The sequence below is a fragment of the Desulfuromonas acetexigens genome, from assembly GCF_900111775.1.
GTDB lineage: Bacteria > Desulfobacterota > Desulfuromonadia > Desulfuromonadales > Trichloromonadaceae > Trichloromonas > Trichloromonas acetexigens.
In genome coordinates, this window is record NZ_FOJJ01000011.1 from 22222 (window position 1) to 39687 (window position 17466).

16 protein-coding genes are annotated in these 17466 nt (G+C 63.0%); 9 read left to right on the forward strand and 7 right to left on the reverse strand.

All coding sequences use genetic code 11. The annotated features are described in order from the left end of the window. Position 1: 1 nt before the first annotated feature. The 4 genes from dksA to radA all read right to left on the reverse strand — a co-directional run bounded on the left by dksA (position 2) and on the right by radA (position 2962). Positions 2-358 (reverse strand): RNA polymerase-binding protein DksA, encoded by a 357-nt coding sequence (dksA, locus tag BQ4888_RS06455; RefSeq protein ID WP_092055265.1) that lies wholly within the window; start codon positions 356-358, stop codon positions 2-4. A 109-nt stretch (positions 359-467) separates the two neighbouring features. Further along, positions 468-992: a PH domain-containing protein gene (locus BQ4888_RS06460; RefSeq protein ID WP_092055269.1), complete on the reverse strand. Its 525-nt coding sequence runs from the start codon at positions 990-992 to the stop codon at positions 468-470. Between the two features lie 35 nt (positions 993-1027). Next, positions 1028-1513: a cyclic pyranopterin monophosphate synthase MoaC gene (gene moaC, locus BQ4888_RS06465; RefSeq protein WP_092055273.1), complete on the reverse strand. Its 486-nt coding sequence runs from the start codon at positions 1511-1513 to the stop codon at positions 1028-1030. 90 nt (positions 1514-1603) lie between these two features. Continuing rightward, positions 1604-2962 carry a DNA repair protein RadA gene (gene radA / locus BQ4888_RS06470; protein WP_092055276.1) on the reverse strand — a complete coding sequence of 453 codons (1359 nt, stop codon included), beginning with the start codon at positions 2960-2962 and terminating at the stop codon, positions 1604-1606. 166 nt (positions 2963-3128) lie between these two features. On the opposite strand from radA, the gene BQ4888_RS06475 reads away from it, so the two are divergent. The 7 genes from BQ4888_RS06475 to BQ4888_RS06505 all read left to right on the forward strand — a co-directional run bounded on the left by BQ4888_RS06475 (position 3129) and on the right by BQ4888_RS06505 (position 12650). Beyond that, a complete protein-coding gene (locus BQ4888_RS06475; protein ID WP_092055281.1) occupies positions 3129-3902 on the forward strand; it encodes a hypothetical protein in 774 nt (257 codons plus the stop codon). A gap of 19 nt (positions 3903-3921) precedes the next feature. After that, positions 3922-6315 (forward strand): phosphoenolpyruvate synthase, encoded by a 2394-nt coding sequence (gene ppsA, locus BQ4888_RS06480; RefSeq protein ID WP_092055284.1) that lies wholly within the window; start codon positions 3922-3924, stop codon positions 6313-6315. 71 nt (positions 6316-6386) lie between these two features. Continuing rightward, a complete protein-coding gene (locus BQ4888_RS06485; protein WP_240746432.1) occupies positions 6387-7658 on the forward strand; it encodes a nickel-dependent lactate racemase family protein in 1272 nt (423 codons plus the stop codon). Then, positions 7655-9208: a sensor domain-containing diguanylate cyclase gene (locus BQ4888_RS06490; protein ID WP_092055288.1), complete on the forward strand. Its 1554-nt coding sequence runs from the start codon at positions 7655-7657 to the stop codon at positions 9206-9208. The genes BQ4888_RS06485 and BQ4888_RS06490 overlap by 4 nt, the downstream gene beginning before the upstream one ends. 36 nt (positions 9209-9244) lie before the next feature. Then, a complete protein-coding gene (locus BQ4888_RS06495; RefSeq protein ID WP_092055292.1) occupies positions 9245-10624 on the forward strand; it encodes an FAD-binding oxidoreductase in 1380 nt (459 codons plus the stop codon). Between the two features lie 56 nt (positions 10625-10680). Beyond that, a complete protein-coding gene (locus tag BQ4888_RS06500; RefSeq protein ID WP_092055296.1) occupies positions 10681-11946 on the forward strand; it encodes a (Fe-S)-binding protein in 1266 nt (421 codons plus the stop codon). Between the two features lie 101 nt (positions 11947-12047). Then, positions 12048-12650: a TorD/DmsD family molecular chaperone gene (locus BQ4888_RS06505; RefSeq protein WP_170232983.1), complete on the forward strand. Its 603-nt coding sequence runs from the start codon at positions 12048-12050 to the stop codon at positions 12648-12650. Between the two features lie 64 nt (positions 12651-12714). Here BQ4888_RS06505 and BQ4888_RS17860 read toward each other — a convergent pair whose 3' ends face one another. After that, positions 12715-13434: a lytic transglycosylase domain-containing protein gene (locus tag BQ4888_RS17860; RefSeq protein WP_092055303.1), complete on the reverse strand. Its 720-nt coding sequence runs from the start codon at positions 13432-13434 to the stop codon at positions 12715-12717. A 153-nt stretch (positions 13435-13587) separates the two neighbouring features. Between BQ4888_RS17860 and BQ4888_RS06515 the strand changes: the two genes are divergently transcribed. Next, complete coding sequence (locus BQ4888_RS06515) at positions 13588-13908, forward strand: cytochrome c3 family protein (RefSeq protein WP_092055307.1); 321 nt, start codon at positions 13588-13590, stop codon at positions 13906-13908. A gap of 53 nt (positions 13909-13961) precedes the next feature. Here the strand turns inward: BQ4888_RS06515 and moaA are convergent, their stop codons facing one another. Further along, on the reverse strand, positions 13962-14978 hold the full coding sequence (moaA, locus tag BQ4888_RS06520) for a GTP 3',8-cyclase MoaA (RefSeq protein ID WP_170232984.1): 1017 nt from the start codon (positions 14976-14978) through the stop codon (positions 13962-13964). After that, positions 14978-16054 carry a type IV pilus twitching motility protein PilT gene (locus BQ4888_RS06525; protein ID WP_092055312.1) on the reverse strand — a complete coding sequence of 359 codons (1077 nt, stop codon included), beginning with the start codon at positions 16052-16054 and terminating at the stop codon, positions 14978-14980. Before BQ4888_RS06525 ends, moaA begins: the two co-directional genes overlap by 1 nt. 419 nt (positions 16055-16473) lie before the next feature. Here BQ4888_RS06525 and BQ4888_RS06530 point away from each other — a divergent pair, with 419 nt between their 5' ends. Further along, the gene (locus tag BQ4888_RS06530; protein ID WP_092055315.1) at positions 16474-17451 is read left to right on the forward strand and encodes a DUF814 domain-containing protein; all 978 of its coding nucleotides are present in this window, start codon (positions 16474-16476) and stop codon (positions 17449-17451) included. The last annotated feature ends 15 nt before the right edge of the window (positions 17452-17466 follow it).

Here is a 17466-nt window from a genome sequence, read left to right on the forward strand (position 1 = left end):
TTCAACCGATCCGTTCTTGGCGCTCCTGCTCGGTTTTGCAGTCGATACACAGGGTCGTCACCGGGCGGGCGCGCAGCCGGGCTTCGCCGATTTCTTCGCCGCAACTGTCGCAGATGCCGAACTCACCGGCATCGATCCGCTCGATGGCTTCCTGGATCTTCATGATCAGCTTGCGCTCGCGATCGCGAATGCGCAGCTCGAAGTTACGATCCGATTCCAGGGAAGCGCGGTCGGTGGGATCGGGAAAGTTGGTCTTTTCGTCCGTCATCTCCGACACAGTTTTATCGGCTTCCCGCAACAGACCGTCGATCTGGGATTGCAGGAGCTGCCGGAACTCTTCGAGTTTTTCCTTGTTCATGCAAGGGTCTCCTTGGCTTTTGTTTATCCCGGCATATTAGGTTAATCAGCTTCTAAAGTCAATCCGGATCGCCGCCCCAGAAGTGGGTAACGACCGAAGAAACCGGCGTTCAGTACTTTCCCTGAAATTGCACATAGAGGATAAAAGCCAATAGGGCCACCGCCAGCCAGCAGGAGATGATGTCGGTCGTCTTCACCGGCGGCGCCTGAGCCATGACACGGGTCTCGTCGCTGATCGCCGACGGCGGCACTCGGGTCAGAAGTGCCCGGACCAGATCGGGAAAGTCGGCGTAGGCGTTGGAGAGAATGACGAATTCCTCACCGACGCAGAGGGTGAGGAAAGCCCGCTTGCGCACCAGGACCGTCTCAACGGCGGTCATTTCGGCAAAGGACAGGTGCTTGCTGCGCAGGAACTTATGGACGGTGATCCCTTCGTCCGTAATGACCGCCCGGCGAAAAACGCTCTCCACAAAAAAGGCGGTGACCGGCAGCAGCATAAAACCGAGAATCAGCGCCTTGGCCAAGGGCTGTCCCTGGGCCAGCACCGTGACCAACAGCGCCAGGGAAAGGACCAGGAGCAGAGCCAGGGGCAGAAGAAAGGTCCGGCGGATATAAAAGGTCTGTTCTTGAGGCACGATAGAAACTCCCGGTCGCTCACGCGGCCTGTCGGTTAGTCGTTGCGGATGAAGGAGCCACTCTTGCCGCCATGCTTTTCCATCAAGCGGATTTCGCCGATGACCATGGCCTTATCCACCGCTTTGCACATATCGTAGACACACAGGGCCGTGGCGGCAACGGCGGTCAGGGCTTCCATCTCCACCCCGGTCTGGCCGGCGACCTTGACCGTCGCCTCGATTTCGAGACGCCCCTCACCGGGATGGGGCAGGAATTCGATCGCCACCGAGGTGAGCAGCAGCGGATGGCAGAGGGGAATTAGCTCGGGCGTCTTCTTGGCCGCCATGATCCCGGCGATGCGGGCCACGGCCAGGACATCCCCCTTCTCGAAACCCCGGTCGAGAATCCGGGTCAGGGTCGCCTCATTCATGCGCACCTCCCCCCGGGCCACGGCGACGCGACGGGTCGGTGCCTTATCTCCCACCTCGACCATGATCGCCTTGCCCTCAGCGTCGAAATGGGTGAATTGATTATCGCTCAAGAGAACCTCCGGAAAAGCGGTGATTGGTGACTGGTGATTAGTGATTGGCGGACCTGGTTTTAACCAATCACCAATAACAAATCACTGTTTCTACTCAAACAGCCCATCCAGCGCCTCTTCGGCGCGGCGGACGCCGATCAGCTCCATCCCCGGCGGGGCTTCCAAGTTCTTCAGGTTGCCGGCGGGGAGGAGGCAGCGATCGAAACCGAGCCGGGCCGCTTCCTTGACCCGCAGTTCCGGCCGGGAGACGGCCCGCACCTCGCCGGCCAGGCCAACCTCGCCAAAAAGAATAGTGCGGGCTGGGATCGCTTTATTGAGATGGCTCGAAGCCAGCGCCGCCATCACCCCGAGATCGACGGCGGGCTCGGCCAGACGCACCCCGCCGGCGACGTTGAGAAAAATATCCTGAGCCAAAAGCGAGAGACCGACCTTCTTTTCCAGCACCGCCACCAACAGCGAAACCCGGTTGTGGTCGATGCCCATGGTCGTGCGCCGGGGCGTGCCGTAGGAGGAGCCGGAGACCAGCGCCTGCAGTTCCACCAGGATCGGCCGGCTCCCCTCCAGGGCCGGGACCACGGCGCTACCGGCGGCCCCTTCCGGACGCTCGGCGAGAAAGAGTTCCGACGGGTTGGTGACCTCGGCCAGCCCCGCTTCCCCCATGGAAAAGACGCCGATTTCGTTGGTCGAGCCGAAACGGTTCTTCACCGCCCGCAGAATCCGGTAGGGATGGCCGGGATCTCCTTCGAAATAGAGGACGGTGTCGACCATGTGTTCGAGCATACGCGGCCCGGCGATGGAGCCGTCCTTGGTCACGTGGCCGACGATGAAGGTCGGGATGCCGTCCCCCTTGGCCACCTGCATCAGTCGTCCGGCGCATTCCCGCACCTGGCTGACGCTCCCCGGTGCCGAATCCAGGGCGGCGGTAAAGATGGTCTGGATCGAATCGACGACGAGAAAGGCCGGCTTGAGCTCGCGCACCCGATCGAGGATTGTTTCGAGCGCCGTTTCCGGCAGCAGAAAGAGGTCGCGGGCGGCGACGCCGAGTCGTTCCCCGCGTAGCTTGACCTGGCGGGCCGACTCCTCGGCGGTGACGTAGAGCACCGTACCGACCCGGGCCAACCGATCAACGGCCTGCAACAGCAGCGTCGATTTGCCGATGCCGGGATCGCCGCCGATCAGGGTGAAGGACCCGGCCACCACGCCGCCGCCGAGCACCCGGTCGAGCTCGCCGATGCCGCAGCGCATGCGGTCATCCTCGCTGCTTTGCACCTCGGTCAGGCGTTGCGGGGGCAGGCCGGAGGCGGCGGTCGTCTGTTTCCCCTTGCCTTTCAGCACCGCCAGGGTTTCTTCGACCAGGCTGTTCCACTGGTGACAGTCGGGGCATTTACCGAGCCACTTGGGACTCTGATAACCGCATTGCTGACAGGTATAGATGGATTTCTGTTTCAACCGGATTCCTTCCAAGGCTCAAAAGCTTCTCATCTTAGGCAAAAGGACTGGGAAGTGTCAATCATCAAGGGCGACCTGTCGGCGTGTTGACATCCCGCCGGGGGCTGATAGAAGTCATGAAAGAGGGGCTTGGCGCGCCGCTTACGACGGCGGGAAAGGACCACCCATGAACACGACCATCCTCTTTTCCGTGGGGAGCTTTATCCTGATCCTGGCGGCGCTGGTCCTGCTGCGGGCCAAAAACGCCCGCTTCGAGGTCAAGCCGTCAGACATTGTGGTGGCGGTGGTGCCGGTGGTCCTCTTTCTGCTGGTCACCGGCAAACTGCAGAAACTTGAGGTCGGCGAGGGGGGCGTCAAGATCGAGACCGCCTTCGTCCAGGCCTCGGCGTCGACCATCGATAAACAGGTGACGCCCCTGGTCGGCATCCCCGCCGAGCCGGTGCGGCTCGGCCCCAAAGGCGGGGTCAACGAAATCCCCCGCCTGCTCGAAAGCGAAACCGAGGGCCTGACCTTTCGCCTCGGCCACGGCGGCTACTGGGGTCCGGCCATCGCCGAATACTTCGCCGCCCTCTCCCGCCAACCCTTCCTCAAATACGTCATCATCGAAGACCGCGACGGCCGTTTCTTTGGCCTGGCCAACGCCCGGGCCCTGGCTGAATTTTTCGAGCAGGGGTACGGCGCTCCCGTCCTCCCCGAACAGTTCGCCGCCTGGCTGAACGAATCGGACACCAAGGCCCTCGTTCAACTGCCGGGCTTCATCGGCGCCGCCGATGCGGTCAGCAAAGGGACGGACAAATATCAGGCTCTGCTCAAGATGGAAACTCTCGCCGTCGACCGGCTGCCGGCGACGAATGAGGCGGGACGCTTCGCCGGCATGGTCGAGCGTTCACGGCTGACCGCCAGTTTGCTCATCGACGTGGCGAAAAATCTGAACAAATAACCTTCCCGGGAGGTGATCCATGACCGACAAGTCGGGCTTCATCCGCTGGTTCGAGACCCTCGGCAACAACGATGTGCCCCTGGTAGGAGGGAAAAACGCCTCCCTTGGCGAGATGATCGCCACCCTCAAGGCCGAGGGGATCCGGGTGCCGGACGGTTTCGCCACCACCGCCGAGGCCTACCGGCAGTTTCTCACCGCGAACGCCCTGGATGAAAGAATCCGCACGCTGCTCGCCGACTTCAAGGCGGGAAAGGCCTCCCTGGCCGAAACCGGCGCCGCCATCCGCAAACTGATCCGCCGAGGGCGCTGGCCCGCGGATCTGGCCGACGGCATCGCTGTCGCCTATCGCGAACTGGGTGCCCGTTTCGGCCGCGACGAGGTCGACGTGGCGGTGCGCAGCAGCGCCACCGCCGAGGATCTGCCGGAAGCGAGCTTCGCCGGCCAGCAGGAGACCTTTCTCAATATCAGCGGCGAGGAGGAGCTGTTAGATGCCTGCCGCAAATGTTACGCCTCGCTCTTCACCGACCGCGCCATCAGCTATCGCGACCACCACGGCTTCGATCATCTGCAGGTCGCCCTCTCCATCGGCGTGCAGAAGATGGTGCGCTCCGACCTGGCCGGGGCCGGGGTGATGTTCTCTCTCGACACGGAAACCGGCTTCCCCGACGTGGTAGTGATCGACGCCGCCTGGGGGCTGGGGGAAATGGTCGTACAGGGGGCAGTGAATCCCGACAGCTACACGGTCTTCAAGCCCCTTCTAACCTGGCCCGGGTTGCGGCCGATTTTGCGCAAACGCCTCGGCACCAAGGAGAAAAAAATGGTTTACGGCCGCGGTGGCAGCCACGCTACCCGGATCAGCGACACCACCGCCGACGAGCGTCACGCCTTCGTGCTCTCCGACGACGAGGTGCTGCACCTGACCCGCTGGGCCTGCGCCATCGAGCGTCACTACGACCGGCCGATGGACATGGAATGGGCCAAAGACGGCGAAACCGGCGAACTTTACATCGTCCAGGCCCGGCCGGAGACGGTGCAGTCCCGGCGCGAGGCCGGGGTGCTGATGAGCTACGCCCTGGAGGAATCGGGGCCGCTGCTCCTCACCGGGTTGGCCATCGGCGAGGCGATCGCCGCCGGACCGGTGCAGGTGATCAAGAGCGCCGCCGACATCGAGCGCTTCGTTCCCGGCAGCATCCTCGTCACCGGCATGACCGACCCCGACTGGGTGCCGGTGATGAAAAAAGCCGCCGGTATCATCACCGACCACGGCGGCCGAACCTCTCACGCCGCCATCGTCAGCCGCGAACTCGGCATCGCCGCCGTGGTTGGCACCGGGCACGGCACCAGCGAACTCAAGGACGGCCAGGAAGTAACCCTCTCCTGCGCCGAGGGGGAAACGGGCAAGATCTATCGGGGCCGGCTCAAGTTCCGCGCCGAGGAACTGAGTCTCGACCAACTCCCCGAAATCCGCACCCGCATCATGCTCAACATCGCCAGCCCGGCGGCGGCCATGCGCTGGTGGCGCCTCCCCTGCCGGGGGATCGGCCTGGCGCGCATGGAGTTCATCATCAACGGGATTATCCAGGCCCATCCCATGGCCCTGGTCCATTTCGACCAACTGGAAGACAAGGAGACGAAACAGCGCATCCGCGAACTGACCCGGAATTATCCGGATAAATGCGAGTACTTTGTCGACCAACTCGCCCAGGGGATCGCCACCATCGCCGCCAGCCAGTACCCGGAGCCGGTCATCGTGCGTATGAGCGACTTCAAAACCAACGAGTATGCCGAGCTGATCGGCGGACGCCAGTTCGAGTTCGCCGAGGAGAACCCGATGATCGGCTTCCGCGGCGCCTCCCGTTACTACAGCGACCGTTACCGGGCCGGTTTTGCTCTGGAATGCGCCGCCATCCGCCGGGTGCGGGAGATCATCGGCCTGACCAACGTCATCGTCATGATCCCCTTCTGCCGCACCCTGACGGAAGCGGATCGGGTGCTCGCAGTCATGGCCGAGGAAGGGCTCACGCGGGGGGAGAAGGGTCTGGAAGTCTACGTGATGGTGGAGATTCCGGCCAACGTTATCCTCGCCGAGGAGTTCGCCCAGCGTTTCGACGGCTTCTCCATCGGCTCCAACGACCTGACCCAGCTGACCCTCGGCGTCGACCGTGATTCGGCGATCCTGAAGACCCTCTTTGACGAACGGGACCCGGCGGTGATGGCCCTGATCCGCCAGGCGATCACCTCGGCCAACCGCACCGGCACCAAGATCGGCATCTGCGGCCAGGCCCCCAGCGACCACCCCGAATTCGCCGCTTTTCTGGTCGAGGCCGGGATCGACTCCATCTCCCTCAATCCCGACAGCGTCCTCGGCGTCATTCTCCGTTTGGCCGAGCTGGAGTCCCAACGCCCGGCCTGAGGGCGCGCTTTCGCATTGTCTTTTGCCGCCAAAATCCGTAGACTTGGAAAGATTAACGACGGAGGTGGCAATTGACCAAGATCCCCCTCAAATACGGCACCGCGACCCTCACCTGCGATCTTCCCGGGGCGCGGGTGCTGCGCCCGGCGACCATCGCGTCGCCGCCCTCCCCTCGGGAGCTGATCGCGTCGGCCTTGGCTGCGCCCATCGCCTCCCCCCCACTGGAGGCGATTGTCCGCCCCGGCGAGAATGTGGTGATCGTCACTTCCGACATCACCCGCTACACCGGCAGCGAGCACTACCTGCCCCTGCTGGTCGAGCGCCTCAACGCCTGCGGCGTGTTGGATAAGGAGATCGCCGTCGTCATTGCCCTCGGCATCCACCGCAAGCAGAGCGAGGCCGAGCAGCTCAAGATTCTCGGCTCACTCTTCGGCCGCATCGCCGTCTTCGATCACGATTGCGACGATCCGGCGCAGCTGGTCGATCTCGGCGTCACCGCCACGGGCATCCCGGTACGCATCAACCGGCGGGTGGCCGAGGCCGACCGGGTGATCGTCACCGGCACCGCCGGTTTCCACTATTTCGCCGGCTTCGGCGGCGGCCGCAAGGGGCTGGTCCCCGGTGTCGCGGCCCGGGAAACCTGCATGGCCACCCACTTTTCGGTCTTCAATCCGCCAGAGGTCGGCGGCAAGCATCCCCTGGCGAAAACCGGCATTCTCGACGGCAACCCGGTCCACACCGCTCTGCTCGAAGCGGCGCGGATGGTGCGTTGCGACTTCCTTCTCAACACCGTCCTTGCCCCCGACAAGCAGATCCTCGGTGTCTTCTGTGGCGAACTCGATGCCGCCCATCGTGCCGCCTGCGAGCTCGCCCGCGAGTTCTACACCGTCCCCCTGGAGCAGCCCGCCGATCTGGCCGTCGTCTCCTGCGGCGGGCATCCCAAGGACATCAATTTCATCCAGTCGCAGAAGGCCTTCGATTACGGCGTTCAGGCCCTGCGCCCCGGCGGCACGTTGATTCTGCTCGCCGCCTGCCCCGATGGCTTCGGCAATCCGACCTTCTTCGACTGGTTCCGCTATCAGGATCTGGACACCTTCGAAGCGGCGCTGCGGGCGCGCTACGAAATCAACGGCCAGACCGCCCACGCCACGTTGAGCAAGGCCCGCCAGTACCGGGTGATTCTGGTCAGCGGTTTCAGCGCCGAGCAGACCACCGCCATGGGGATGGAGAAGGCCGCCGATCTCGACGCCGCCCTGGAACTGGCAAAAGCAGGATTGTCGACATCCCCCCGGATTGTGGTCATCCCCGACGGCGGCACGGTCCTGCCCGAGGTCAAGTCATGACCCGCGAAGAGACCCTGGCCCAGGTCCTCCAGTCGGACAGCCTGCCGACGTTGCCGGCGGTGGCGGCCAAGCTTTTGGCCATCGCCTCGCGGGAAGAGACAACCATGGCCGAGATCGCCGATCTGGTCTCGATGGACGTGGCCCTCTCGGCGAAAATCCTCAAAGTGGTCAACTCGGCCTTTTACAGCTTTCCCCAGTCCATCGGCTCGATCCACAAAGCGGTCTCGGTCCTCGGCACCAACGCTGTGCGCAGCCTCGTCCTCTCCTTTTCGCTGCTCAGCATCAAGGCCAAACGCACCGGCGAAGCCTTCGACTACGATGCCTTCTGGAGTCGCTCCCTGGCGGCCGGGGTCGCGGCCAAGCTGATCATGAGCCAGATGAAGCAGACCGATCCCGAGGAGATTTTCATCGCCGGGATGCTGCAGAACGTCGGCGAAATGATCCTGGCTCGCGCCTTCCCCCAGCAGTACCCGCCCCTGCGCGAGCAGGCCGGCGGCGACGAGGAACGCCTGCTGGCTTTGGAGCAGGCGGCTTTCGCGGCGGATCATGCCTTCATCGGCGCCAAGGTGCTGCAACACTGGAAATTGCCCTCATCGCTGGTGCTGCCCACCGCCTACCACCACAGCCTCGATCAGTTCAAGGGGGGCAAACCGGAACTGCTGCGCACCGCCCGGGTCGTCTATCTCTCCTCGCTTCTCTCGGGCATGTTCTATTCGCAGCGCCCCGACCTGCTGCACAAGCAGTTTCGCACCGAGGCCGCGCGCCTGCTACGCTTCGACGGCCGGGTGCTGGACCGTATCGAAAACAGCGTGCAGGCCGAGATCAACCAGACCGCCCGCTACTTCGACCTCAACCTGGTCTTCGAGCACCCGATCGAGGAGCTGTTGCAGGAAGCCAACCAGAAGCTGGCCCAGCTAAACATGTCCTACGAGCAGGTGAACCGCGAGCTGCTGCGGGCGAAAATGGAGCTCTTCCGGGTGAACAAGGAACTGCGGGAAAAGAACGCGCGGCTGGAGGCGCTGGCCAACGTCGACGCCTTGACCGAAGCCTATAATCACCGCTATTTCCAGAATTTCCTCCGTGACGAGGTGCGCCGCATCAAACGCAACGGCAAGCCCCTGGCCCTGGCCATGATCGACGTGGATAACTTCAAGAAGTTCAACGACGAGCATGGCCACCAAACCGGCGACTTCGTGCTGCGGGAAGTTTGCCGTGTCGCCGCGACCATGCTGCGCGAACACGATCTCTTCGCCCGCTACGGCGGCGAGGAGTTCGTCTGCGTCTGGCCGGAAACCGACCCGGATCATGCCCGGGAACTGGCCGAGGCGCTCCGTCTGGCGATTTCCACCCATACCTTCGAACAGGGGCTGGAGCGTTACGGGGTCACGGTCAGCCTCGGGCTCTCCGGCTGCCTCGGCGACTCGGAGGAGGCGGCCCCCGACGCCCTCATCGGCATGGCCGACCAGGCGCTGATGACCGCCAAAAAAAACGGCAAGAACCGGGTGGAAGTCTATTCCCCCAAGACCAAGTGGTTTAAATTCAAGAACTGAGGCGGTCTGTCGCCGCCGGCAAAGGATCCGATACCCATGCTCGATTCACGCATCATCGACCAGCTTCGCCAGATCGTCGGCAAAGACCAGGTTTCCGCGGAAAAGGCCGATCTCATCTGCTATTCCTACGACGCCACCCAGCAGAAGTTCATGCCCGACGTGGTCGTCCATCCCCAGACCAGCGAACAGATCAGCCGCATCATGCGCCTGGCCAACACTGAAAAGGTGCCGGTCTTTCCCCGGGGAGCGGGGAGCGGCTTCACCGGCGGCAGCCTGCCGACCAAGGGCGGCATCGTGCTGACCACCGAACGCATGGATAAAATCCTCGAAATCGATGAGGAAAACCTGGTGGCGGTGGTTCAGCCCGGGGTCGTCACCGAGCAGTTCCAGATCGCCGTGGAGAAAGTCGGGCTCTTCTATCCCCCCGATCCAGCCTCGCTGAAATTCTCCACCTTGGGAGGCAACGTCGCCGAGTGCGCCGGCGGGCCGCGCTGCGTCAAGTACGGCGTGACCAAGGATTACATCCTCGGTCTCGAAGTCGTCACCCCCACCGGCGACATCATCACCACCGGCGGCCCGACCATGAAGGGGGTGGTCGGCTACGACCTGACCAAGCTCATGTGCGGCTCGGAAGGGACGCTCGGCATCGTCACCCGGATCGTCATCAAGCTGCTCCCCCTGCCGGAAGCGAAGAAAACGATGCTGGTGCTCTTCGATTCCATCGACGGCGCGGCGCAAGCGGTTTCGGCCATCGTCCGCAACAAGATCATCCCCACCACCCTCGAATTCATGGACGGCCGCACCCTCGACTGCGTCAAGCAGGCCACCGGTCTGCAGGTGCCGGACGCGGCGCGGGCGGTGCTCATTATCGAAGTCGATGGCGACCGCGAGTTTCTCGACAAGCAGGCGCGCCGGATCGCCGACATCATCCAGCCCCTCGGCGTGGTCGAGACCCGCATCGCCGAAACCCCCGAGGAGAGCGAGGCGCTCTGGCAGATCCGCCGTTCGGTCTCCGCTTCCCTGCGCAAGGTCAACCCGGACAAGTACAACGAGGACATCTGCGTGCCGCGCTCCAAGGTGCCGGAGATGATCCGCAAGGTCGACGAGATTTCCGACCGTTACGGCGTCCCCATCGTCAACTTCGGCCACGCCGGCGACGGCAACATTCACGTCAACATCATGATCGACAAGAAGATCCCCGGCGAACAGGAGAAGGCGGAAAAGGCCATCAAGGAAGTCTTCGAAGGCGCCCTGGCCCTTGGCGGCACCATGAGCGGCGAGCACGGCATCGGCATTGCCAAGGCCCCCTACATCCCCCTGGAGATCACCCCGGAAACGGCCCTCTACATGAAGACCCTGAAAAAGGCCCTCGACCCCAACAATATTCTCAATCCGGGGAAGATCTTCCTGGATTGATCCAACCATGTAGGGCCGAGATATGCCTCGCCCCTACCACGGCAGATAATAAAATCATGAGCAAATTGAAAGACCTTGAAGACTATCGCGAAGAGATCAACCAGTGCGTCAAATGCGGCGCCTGCCGGGCGCATTGTCCGGTCTTTGGCGCCGAGAAGCACGAAGGACGGGTGGCGCGGGGCAAGGTAGCCCTGGCCGGGGCAGTGCTCGACGGCGAAATCGGCCTGGAGGCGAAGGTGCTGGAGGACCTTTCCCAGTGCCTGCTGTGCGGCAGTTGCTGCGCCCAGTGTCCGAACAAGGTGCCGACGGAGGAAATCGTCGCCGCCGCCCGGCGGCGGATCGCCGAGGAAAAGGGGCTCTCCAGTTTCGGCAAGGGGGTGGCGGCGGTCCTCGGTCGACCGAAACTGATGGATCTGCTGGCCAAGACCGGCGGCACCCTCTCCAATCTGCTGTTCAAGAAGGTGCCGGAAAACAGCGGCCTGCGCCTGCGCTTTCCCGCTCCCTACATCGACGCCGACCGCACCCTGCCGCCGATCGTCGCCAAGCCCTTCCGCGAGCGGGTGCCGGAAGTGATCGAGGGCAAGCCGGGGATGCCGACGGTCGCCTTTTTCACCGGCTGCGGCATCAACTACATGTATCCGGCCATCGGCGAGGCCTTTCTCAAGTCGCTGAAATTTCTCGGGGTCACTGTCATCATCCCCAAGGATCAGGCCTGCTGCGGCCTGCCGGCGGTGAGCGCCGGGTCGGCGAAAACCGTGGAAGATCTGGCGGCGCTGAACCTTGCGGCCCTGACCCGGCGGCCGGTCGATTACGTCGTGACCGCCTGCGCCTCCTGCAACGCCGGCATCGGCAAGATCTACGCCGACCTCGGCGACGACTACCAGGCGCTGGCGGCCAAGACCATGGATATCTTCGTCTTTCTCGTCAAACACGGCCTACCGGAACAACTGGCGGCCCTGCCGAAGGCGGCCACACGGACCAAGGTGACCTATCACGACCCTTGCCACCTGCGAACGCGCGGCATTACCAAGGAGCCCCGGCAGATTCTCAAGGCCCTGCCCCAGGTGGAATTCGTCGAAATGACCGGTGCCGGCACCTGCTGCGGCCTGGGGGGGACCTACTCGGTCTACCACTACGACACCAGCAAAGAGATCGGCGCCAAGAAGGCGGCCAACATCGCCGCCAGCGGCGCGGAGCTGGTCGCCACCGACTGCCCGGGATGCATCATGCAGCTGCAGGATTCCATCAACCACGCCGGAGGAAAAGCGCGGGCCGTCCATCTGCTCGAACTGCTGGTCGCCGCCCTGCCGGACGAAAAATAAAATCCTTCTGAATATCTTAGGATTTTTTGCACGATAATTGCAAAACTCACGACATCCTGTTGTTATGGAAATCCGACCCGAAGGAGAACCGGATGTTGCACGTGAGTGAACGTAAACAGCTCTACCGCTTTCTGGCTGGTCTGTTCGCCTATCCCGACCAGGAACTGGTGACGGCCCTGGCCCGGGGGGAGGCGGCGGAAGCAGTACGGCTGACCGGTTTCGAAGAAGCCCCGCCAGTCTTGGCCGAAGACGACCCCCTCGCCGAGCTCGAAGCCGGCTTCACCGATCTTTTCATCAACCGTCTGGGCGGTGTTCCGGCCCCCCCCTACGGCTCCATCTACCTGGAACAAGCGGGCATTCTCATGGGTGCCAGCACCCTCAAGGTGCTCGACGCCTACCGCCGGGAAGGACTCTCCCTGGAAGGGAGCGGCGAGCCCCCCGACTATCTGGCGACGGAACTGGAGTTTCTCTACTATCTGGTGGGGCAGGAGGAAGAGGCCTTACAACAGCGGCAGGTCGAGGCAGCCCGAGACTTTTCCCTCAAGCAGCGGGCCTTCGTGAGTGAGTTGCTGTCACCCTGGCTGCCAGTCTTTTGCCGTCGGCTGGAAGCCGCCCCCGGGGGTCATCCCCTCTATCTCTGGGGCGGAAGATTGCTGCAGCGGTTCGGTGAACTGGAAGAGGACTGGCTGAAGCGCCTGCCCTGAAGTAAAGGCAGGCATCAAAAGATGAGAATGAGAACGGCGGCCCCTTGAGGCCGCCGCTTTTGTTTCAGGCGAGGAATTCCGACTGGTAACGTTTGACCCGGCTCAGATAGTTGCGGGTCTCCTCGGGGAGAACGTCGATCCCCTTGCGGTCGACATTGCCCATGCCCCAGTTGTAGGCGGCCAGGGTCTTGTCCAGATCGCCGTCGTATTTACTGAGCAACTGCTTCAGGTAGCGGGTGCCACCCATGACGTTCTGTTCGGCATCAAAGGGATCGGAAACGCCGAGATCCTGGGCGGTCCCTGGCATCAGCTGCATCAGGCCCTGGGCGCCGGCATGGGAAACGACGGTGGGATTGAAGTTGCTCTCGGCCTTGATGACCGCCTTGACCAGCGCCGGACTGACACCGTAACGTTCGGCAGCGCGCTCAGCGATATCCGTCACCGCTGTCCGCGGTGGGGCACTCTTCTCGCGGGCGACGGTAGTCAAAGCTGCCGGCGCCAGGTCGGTTTTTTGACTGGCGGCGGCGACATAGGCATCGAGGGAGGCCAAGGGCGAGGGGAAACTCTGCTCGAAAGCGCTGTCGTCGGCCAGAGAAACGCTGCTACTGAGCACGGTCAGCCGGCACAACTCCGCCAAGGCGCCGTAATCGGTGGAATTTTTCTGGGCGATGGTGGAAAGCACATCGGCGAAACCGATGCGCTGTTGCCCGGCGATCTGCGTGCGGCGGTTCTCCTGCTGAGGGAGATTCAGCTTGTGCATGAGATCGGAAGGCTTGATGGCCATAACTCCTCCTGAACCAAGGGGGATGGGACTCTTTAGCAATTTGCAAATTCTACGCCGGAACAAAAAGATTATCCCGGTTGCATTTCTTATCGGTCAGGGCATAATTAAACCTTAGAAAAATCACCGCCCCATCGTAAAGGAGGAAAATCAATCATGCGTATTCGTCTCATCCTGACACTCCTGCTGGCTGGAATCGGTCTCGCCGGCGTCGCTCTCGCGGTCCCCCCGGGACGCACCTTGAACTTCGACCAGAGCCCCACCGGCAAGGTCGTCTTCGACGGCAAGATTCATGCGGACGCCGGCGCCAAGTGCGCCGAGTGCCACAATGCCGACACCTTCCCGAAAATGAAGCAGGGAACGGTGACCATCACCATGGAGCAGATCTACGCCGGCAAGCTCTGCGGAGTCTGCCACAACGGCCAGCGCGCCTTCGACGCCAAGGGCAACTGTAACCGCTGCCATCTCGGCGAATAATCCGCGCGGCATGCATCGCAAAAAAAGGGCGGTCCACTGTGGCCGCCCTTTTTCTATCCGCCGATCCGCTCCATCCCTCGTTCCCCTTCCCGATAGTCCGCCTCCCCCAGCCGATGCCCTTTCGGTTTGGCCACCGCCGCCGCCCGCAGCAACCCTTCCAACTCCGTACCGTCGACACCAAGTCGCAGCGCTTCGCGAATATCAATTTCGTCCGAGGAGAGCAGACAGGGGCGGATGCGCCCATCGGCGGTGATGCGCAAGCGGTTGCAGTCGCCGCAGAAATGCTGGGAAACGGCGGGAATAACGCCGATCCGGCCAAGGCCATCGGCATAACGAAAGAGCCGGGCCGGACCGGCCGGACCGCGCCGGGGGATGGGCAGCAGCTCGCCGAGGCGCGCCAGTTCGGACAGGATCGCCTCGGCTGGAAAACGCTCATCGGCCGAGTAGTCGAGGCCGGTGCTGACCGGCATGAATTCGATGAAACGCACTTCCCAGGGATGCTCCCGGGTCAGCCGGGCGAAGTCGACGATCTCGTCGGCATTGACTCCCTTGAGTGGCACCATATTGATTTTCATCGGCGCCAGCTCCGCCCCTTCCGCCGCGGCGATACCAGCCAGCACCCGCTCCAGGCCAGAGCGGCGGGTGATCTCGACGAAACGTTCAGGGCGCAGGGTGTCGAGGCTGACGTTGATACGGGCGAGCCCCGCCGCTTTGAGCGGAGCAGCCAACTCGGCCAAAAGCAGGCCATTCGTGGTCAGGACGATCTCGGGCTGTCCCGGCAAAGCCGCCAGGGCAGCGATGAACTCGACCACCCCCTTGCGCACCAGGGGCTCGCCACCGGTCACGCGAATCTTGCGCACGCCGAGGCGCACGGCGGCGGCAGCGATGCGCAGCAGCTCTTCGTAGGAGAGAATGCCGCCGTGGCCCACCGAATCGACCCCTTCTTCGGGCATGCAGTAGCGGCAGCGCAGGTTGCAGCGGTCGGTGATGGAAAGACGCAGGTAATCGATGGTCCGGCCGAAGGTGTCTTGCAAAGCTCTATCCGTGACGGGGGTTTCGGTAAGAAGCATCAGGGCTTGTTGCCGTCCTGTTTAGGCAAAAACTGCTCAAAGGAGCGTTTCTCCACGGCGCAGCGATAGGCTTCCTCGGGGGTGATTTTCTTCTCCTTGAGCAGTTCGAGGATGCGCTGGTCCATGAGCTGCATCCCTTCCCCCTTGGCGGTCTGCATGATCGAGGGAATCTGGAAGGTCTTCCCTTCGCGGATGAGGTTGGCCACCGCCGCGTTGCCGATAAGGATTTCGTGGGCGGCGATGCGCCCCTTGCCGTCGGCGGTCTTCATCAACTGCTGGCAGATGACCCCTTTGAGGCTCTCGCCGAGCATAGTCCGCACCTGTTCCTGGGCATCCTTGGGGAAGGCGTCGATGATGCGGTCGATGGTCTTGGGGGCCGAGTTGGTGTGCAGGGTACCGTAGACCAGGTGTCCGGTCTCGGCGGCGGTCATGGCCAGGGAGATGGTCTCCAGGTCGCGCATTTCGCCAACCAGGATGACGTCCGGGTCCTCGCGCAGCGCCCCCTTGAGGGCGGCGGCGAAGGAGAGGGTATGCTGGCCGATCTGCCGCTGATTGAGCAGCGACATCTTGTTCTCATGAATGAATTCGAGGGGATCTTCGAGGGTCAGGATGTGTTCCCGGCGGGTCGAGTTGATCAGGTCGATCATCGCCGCCAGGGTCGTCGACTTGCCGCTGCCGGTCGGCCCAGTGACCAGCACCAGCCCCTTCTTCAGATTGCACATCTTGCGGATGCCCGCCGGCAGGTTGAGTTCGTCGGCGGAAAGAATCGTGCTGGGGATGATACGGAAGACTCCGGCGATCCCCCGGTAGCTTTCCAGGATATTTCCCCGGAAGCGGGCGATGCCCGGCAACTCATAAGCAAAGTCGAGATCGTGGGTGGCCTCAAACTGGGCGCGCTGTTCCTCGTTGAGGATCTCGAAGAGCAGCGCCTTGGCCTGTTCGTTGGTCAGGGGCGGATAGTTGAGCTTCTCTATCTCGCCGTGCTGGCGCAGGATGGGCGGAGCGCCGCTGGAGATATGCAGGTCGCTGGCACCCTGCTGTTTCATCAACTTGAAGAGACCGTCGATCTTGGCCATAAGCGACTCCTTGTGCCAATATGAATCCGCCGTGCGAACACCTTTTTCCGCACATCCAGGCGAAGACAAGCAAAAATCCAGCCGGAATCGGCACCGCTTGCCCAGGATTTTTCATCATAGCACCATTTAAGGAAAGTCCTCAGTGGAAAAGTCCGTAACCGCCCGGCAGCAGCTGAAGGTGAATCCCGACGCGAGCGCCATGTCAAACCGAAAAGGACCAGGGCTGTGCCGCCCCCCGGCGCACATTTGGACGCCGGCTCCCGTCGAATGGCGGAGTCTATTTGACCTCGGCTGCAACTTCGCGTATCCTCCCCCCTTTCCGGAGACGACGGATGCGGCACCTTGGTGCCGTATCCGTCGTTCATCAGCTGACAAGAACCCCGCTGCGAGAGACTGCGCGGGAGCATGGGAGAATCGCCATGAGTAAAGGACTGGGACTTCTGTCCGGCGGGCTGGACAGCATCCTGGCCGCACTGACGCTGCGCCGCCAAGGGGTCGAGATCGCCTGCGTCGCCTTCGTCACCCCCTTCTTCGGCGCCGACAAGGCTCTGAAAACCGCGCAGGCCCTCGACTTTCCCCTGCGCGTCGAAGACATCAGCGAGGTGCATCTGGAGATGCTCAAAGCCCCCCGCTACGGCTACGGCAAGAACATGAATCCCTGCATCGACTGTCATGCCCTGATGTTCCGCCTGGCCGGAAAGATGATGGAGGAAGAAGGCTTCGACTTCCTTTTCTCCGGTGAAGTGCTGGGCCAGCGGCCGATGAGCCAGAACCTTTCCGCCCTGCGGGCGGTGGCCAACTATTCCGGCTACCCCGAGCGGGTGCTGCGTCCCCTCTCCGCGCGGCTGCTCCCGATTACGCCCATGGAGGAAGCGGGGCTGGTCGACCGCGAACGGCTGCTCGATATCCAGGGACGTTCCCGCCGCCGCCAGCAGGAACTGGCCGACAAATGGGGCGTGACCGACTACCCCTCCTCCGGCGGCGGCTGCCTGCTCACCGAATCTTCTTTTTCCGGACGCCTGCGCGATCTCTTCACCCATCGTCCCGAAGCCGACGTCACCGACGTGGAGCTGCTCAAGGTCGGCCGCCAGTTTCGCCTCTCCCCCCAGGCCCAGCTCGCCGTCGGCCGCAATCAGAGCGACAACGAGGCGATCAAGCGCCTGGTCCGGCCGAGCGACATCCTCATCCGTGCCGACAACTTCTCCGGCCCCTTAGGCCTGGTCAGCGGCGCCGCCGGGGCCGAGGAGCTGGCGGCGGCCGGCGCCATCATCGCCACCTACGGCAAGGGGAAAAACGAAGGGACGGTGCGCGTTCTGCTGCAGCAGGCGGAACGGAAATGGACCATCGACGTTATCCCCATGCCCCAGGACGGCATCGGTCGCATGCAGATCCTCTGAGGCAGATTTGGTACA

Coding starts and splice junctions, on each gene's coding strand:
- dksA (WP_092055265.1), bottom strand. CDS start 358: ATGAACAAGGAAAAACTCGAAGAGTTCCGGCAGCTCCTGCAATCCCAG.
- BQ4888_RS06475 (WP_092055281.1), top strand. CDS start 3,129: ATGAACACGACCATCCTCTTTTCCGTGGGGAGCTTTATCCTGATCCTG.
- ppsA (WP_092055284.1), top strand. CDS start 3,922: ATGACCGACAAGTCGGGCTTCATCCGCTGGTTCGAGACCCTCGGCAAC.
- BQ4888_RS06490 (WP_092055288.1), top strand. CDS start 7,655: ATGACCCGCGAAGAGACCCTGGCCCAGGTCCTCCAGTCGGACAGCCTG.
- BQ4888_RS06495 (WP_092055292.1), top strand. CDS start 9,245: ATGCTCGATTCACGCATCATCGACCAGCTTCGCCAGATCGTCGGCAAA.
- BQ4888_RS06500 (WP_092055296.1), top strand. CDS start 10,681: ATGAGCAAATTGAAAGACCTTGAAGACTATCGCGAAGAGATCAACCAG.
- BQ4888_RS17860 (WP_092055303.1), bottom strand. CDS start 13,434: ATGGCCATCAAGCCTTCCGATCTCATGCACAAGCTGAATCTCCCTCAG.
- BQ4888_RS06515 (WP_092055307.1), top strand. CDS start 13,588: ATGCGTATTCGTCTCATCCTGACACTCCTGCTGGCTGGAATCGGTCTC.
- moaA (WP_170232984.1), bottom strand. CDS start 14,978: ATGCTTCTTACCGAAACCCCCGTCACGGATAGAGCTTTGCAAGACACC.
- BQ4888_RS06525 (WP_092055312.1), bottom strand. CDS start 16,054: ATGGCCAAGATCGACGGTCTCTTCAAGTTGATGAAACAGCAGGGTGCC.
- BQ4888_RS06530 (WP_092055315.1), top strand. CDS start 16,474: ATGAGTAAAGGACTGGGACTTCTGTCCGGCGGGCTGGACAGCATCCTG.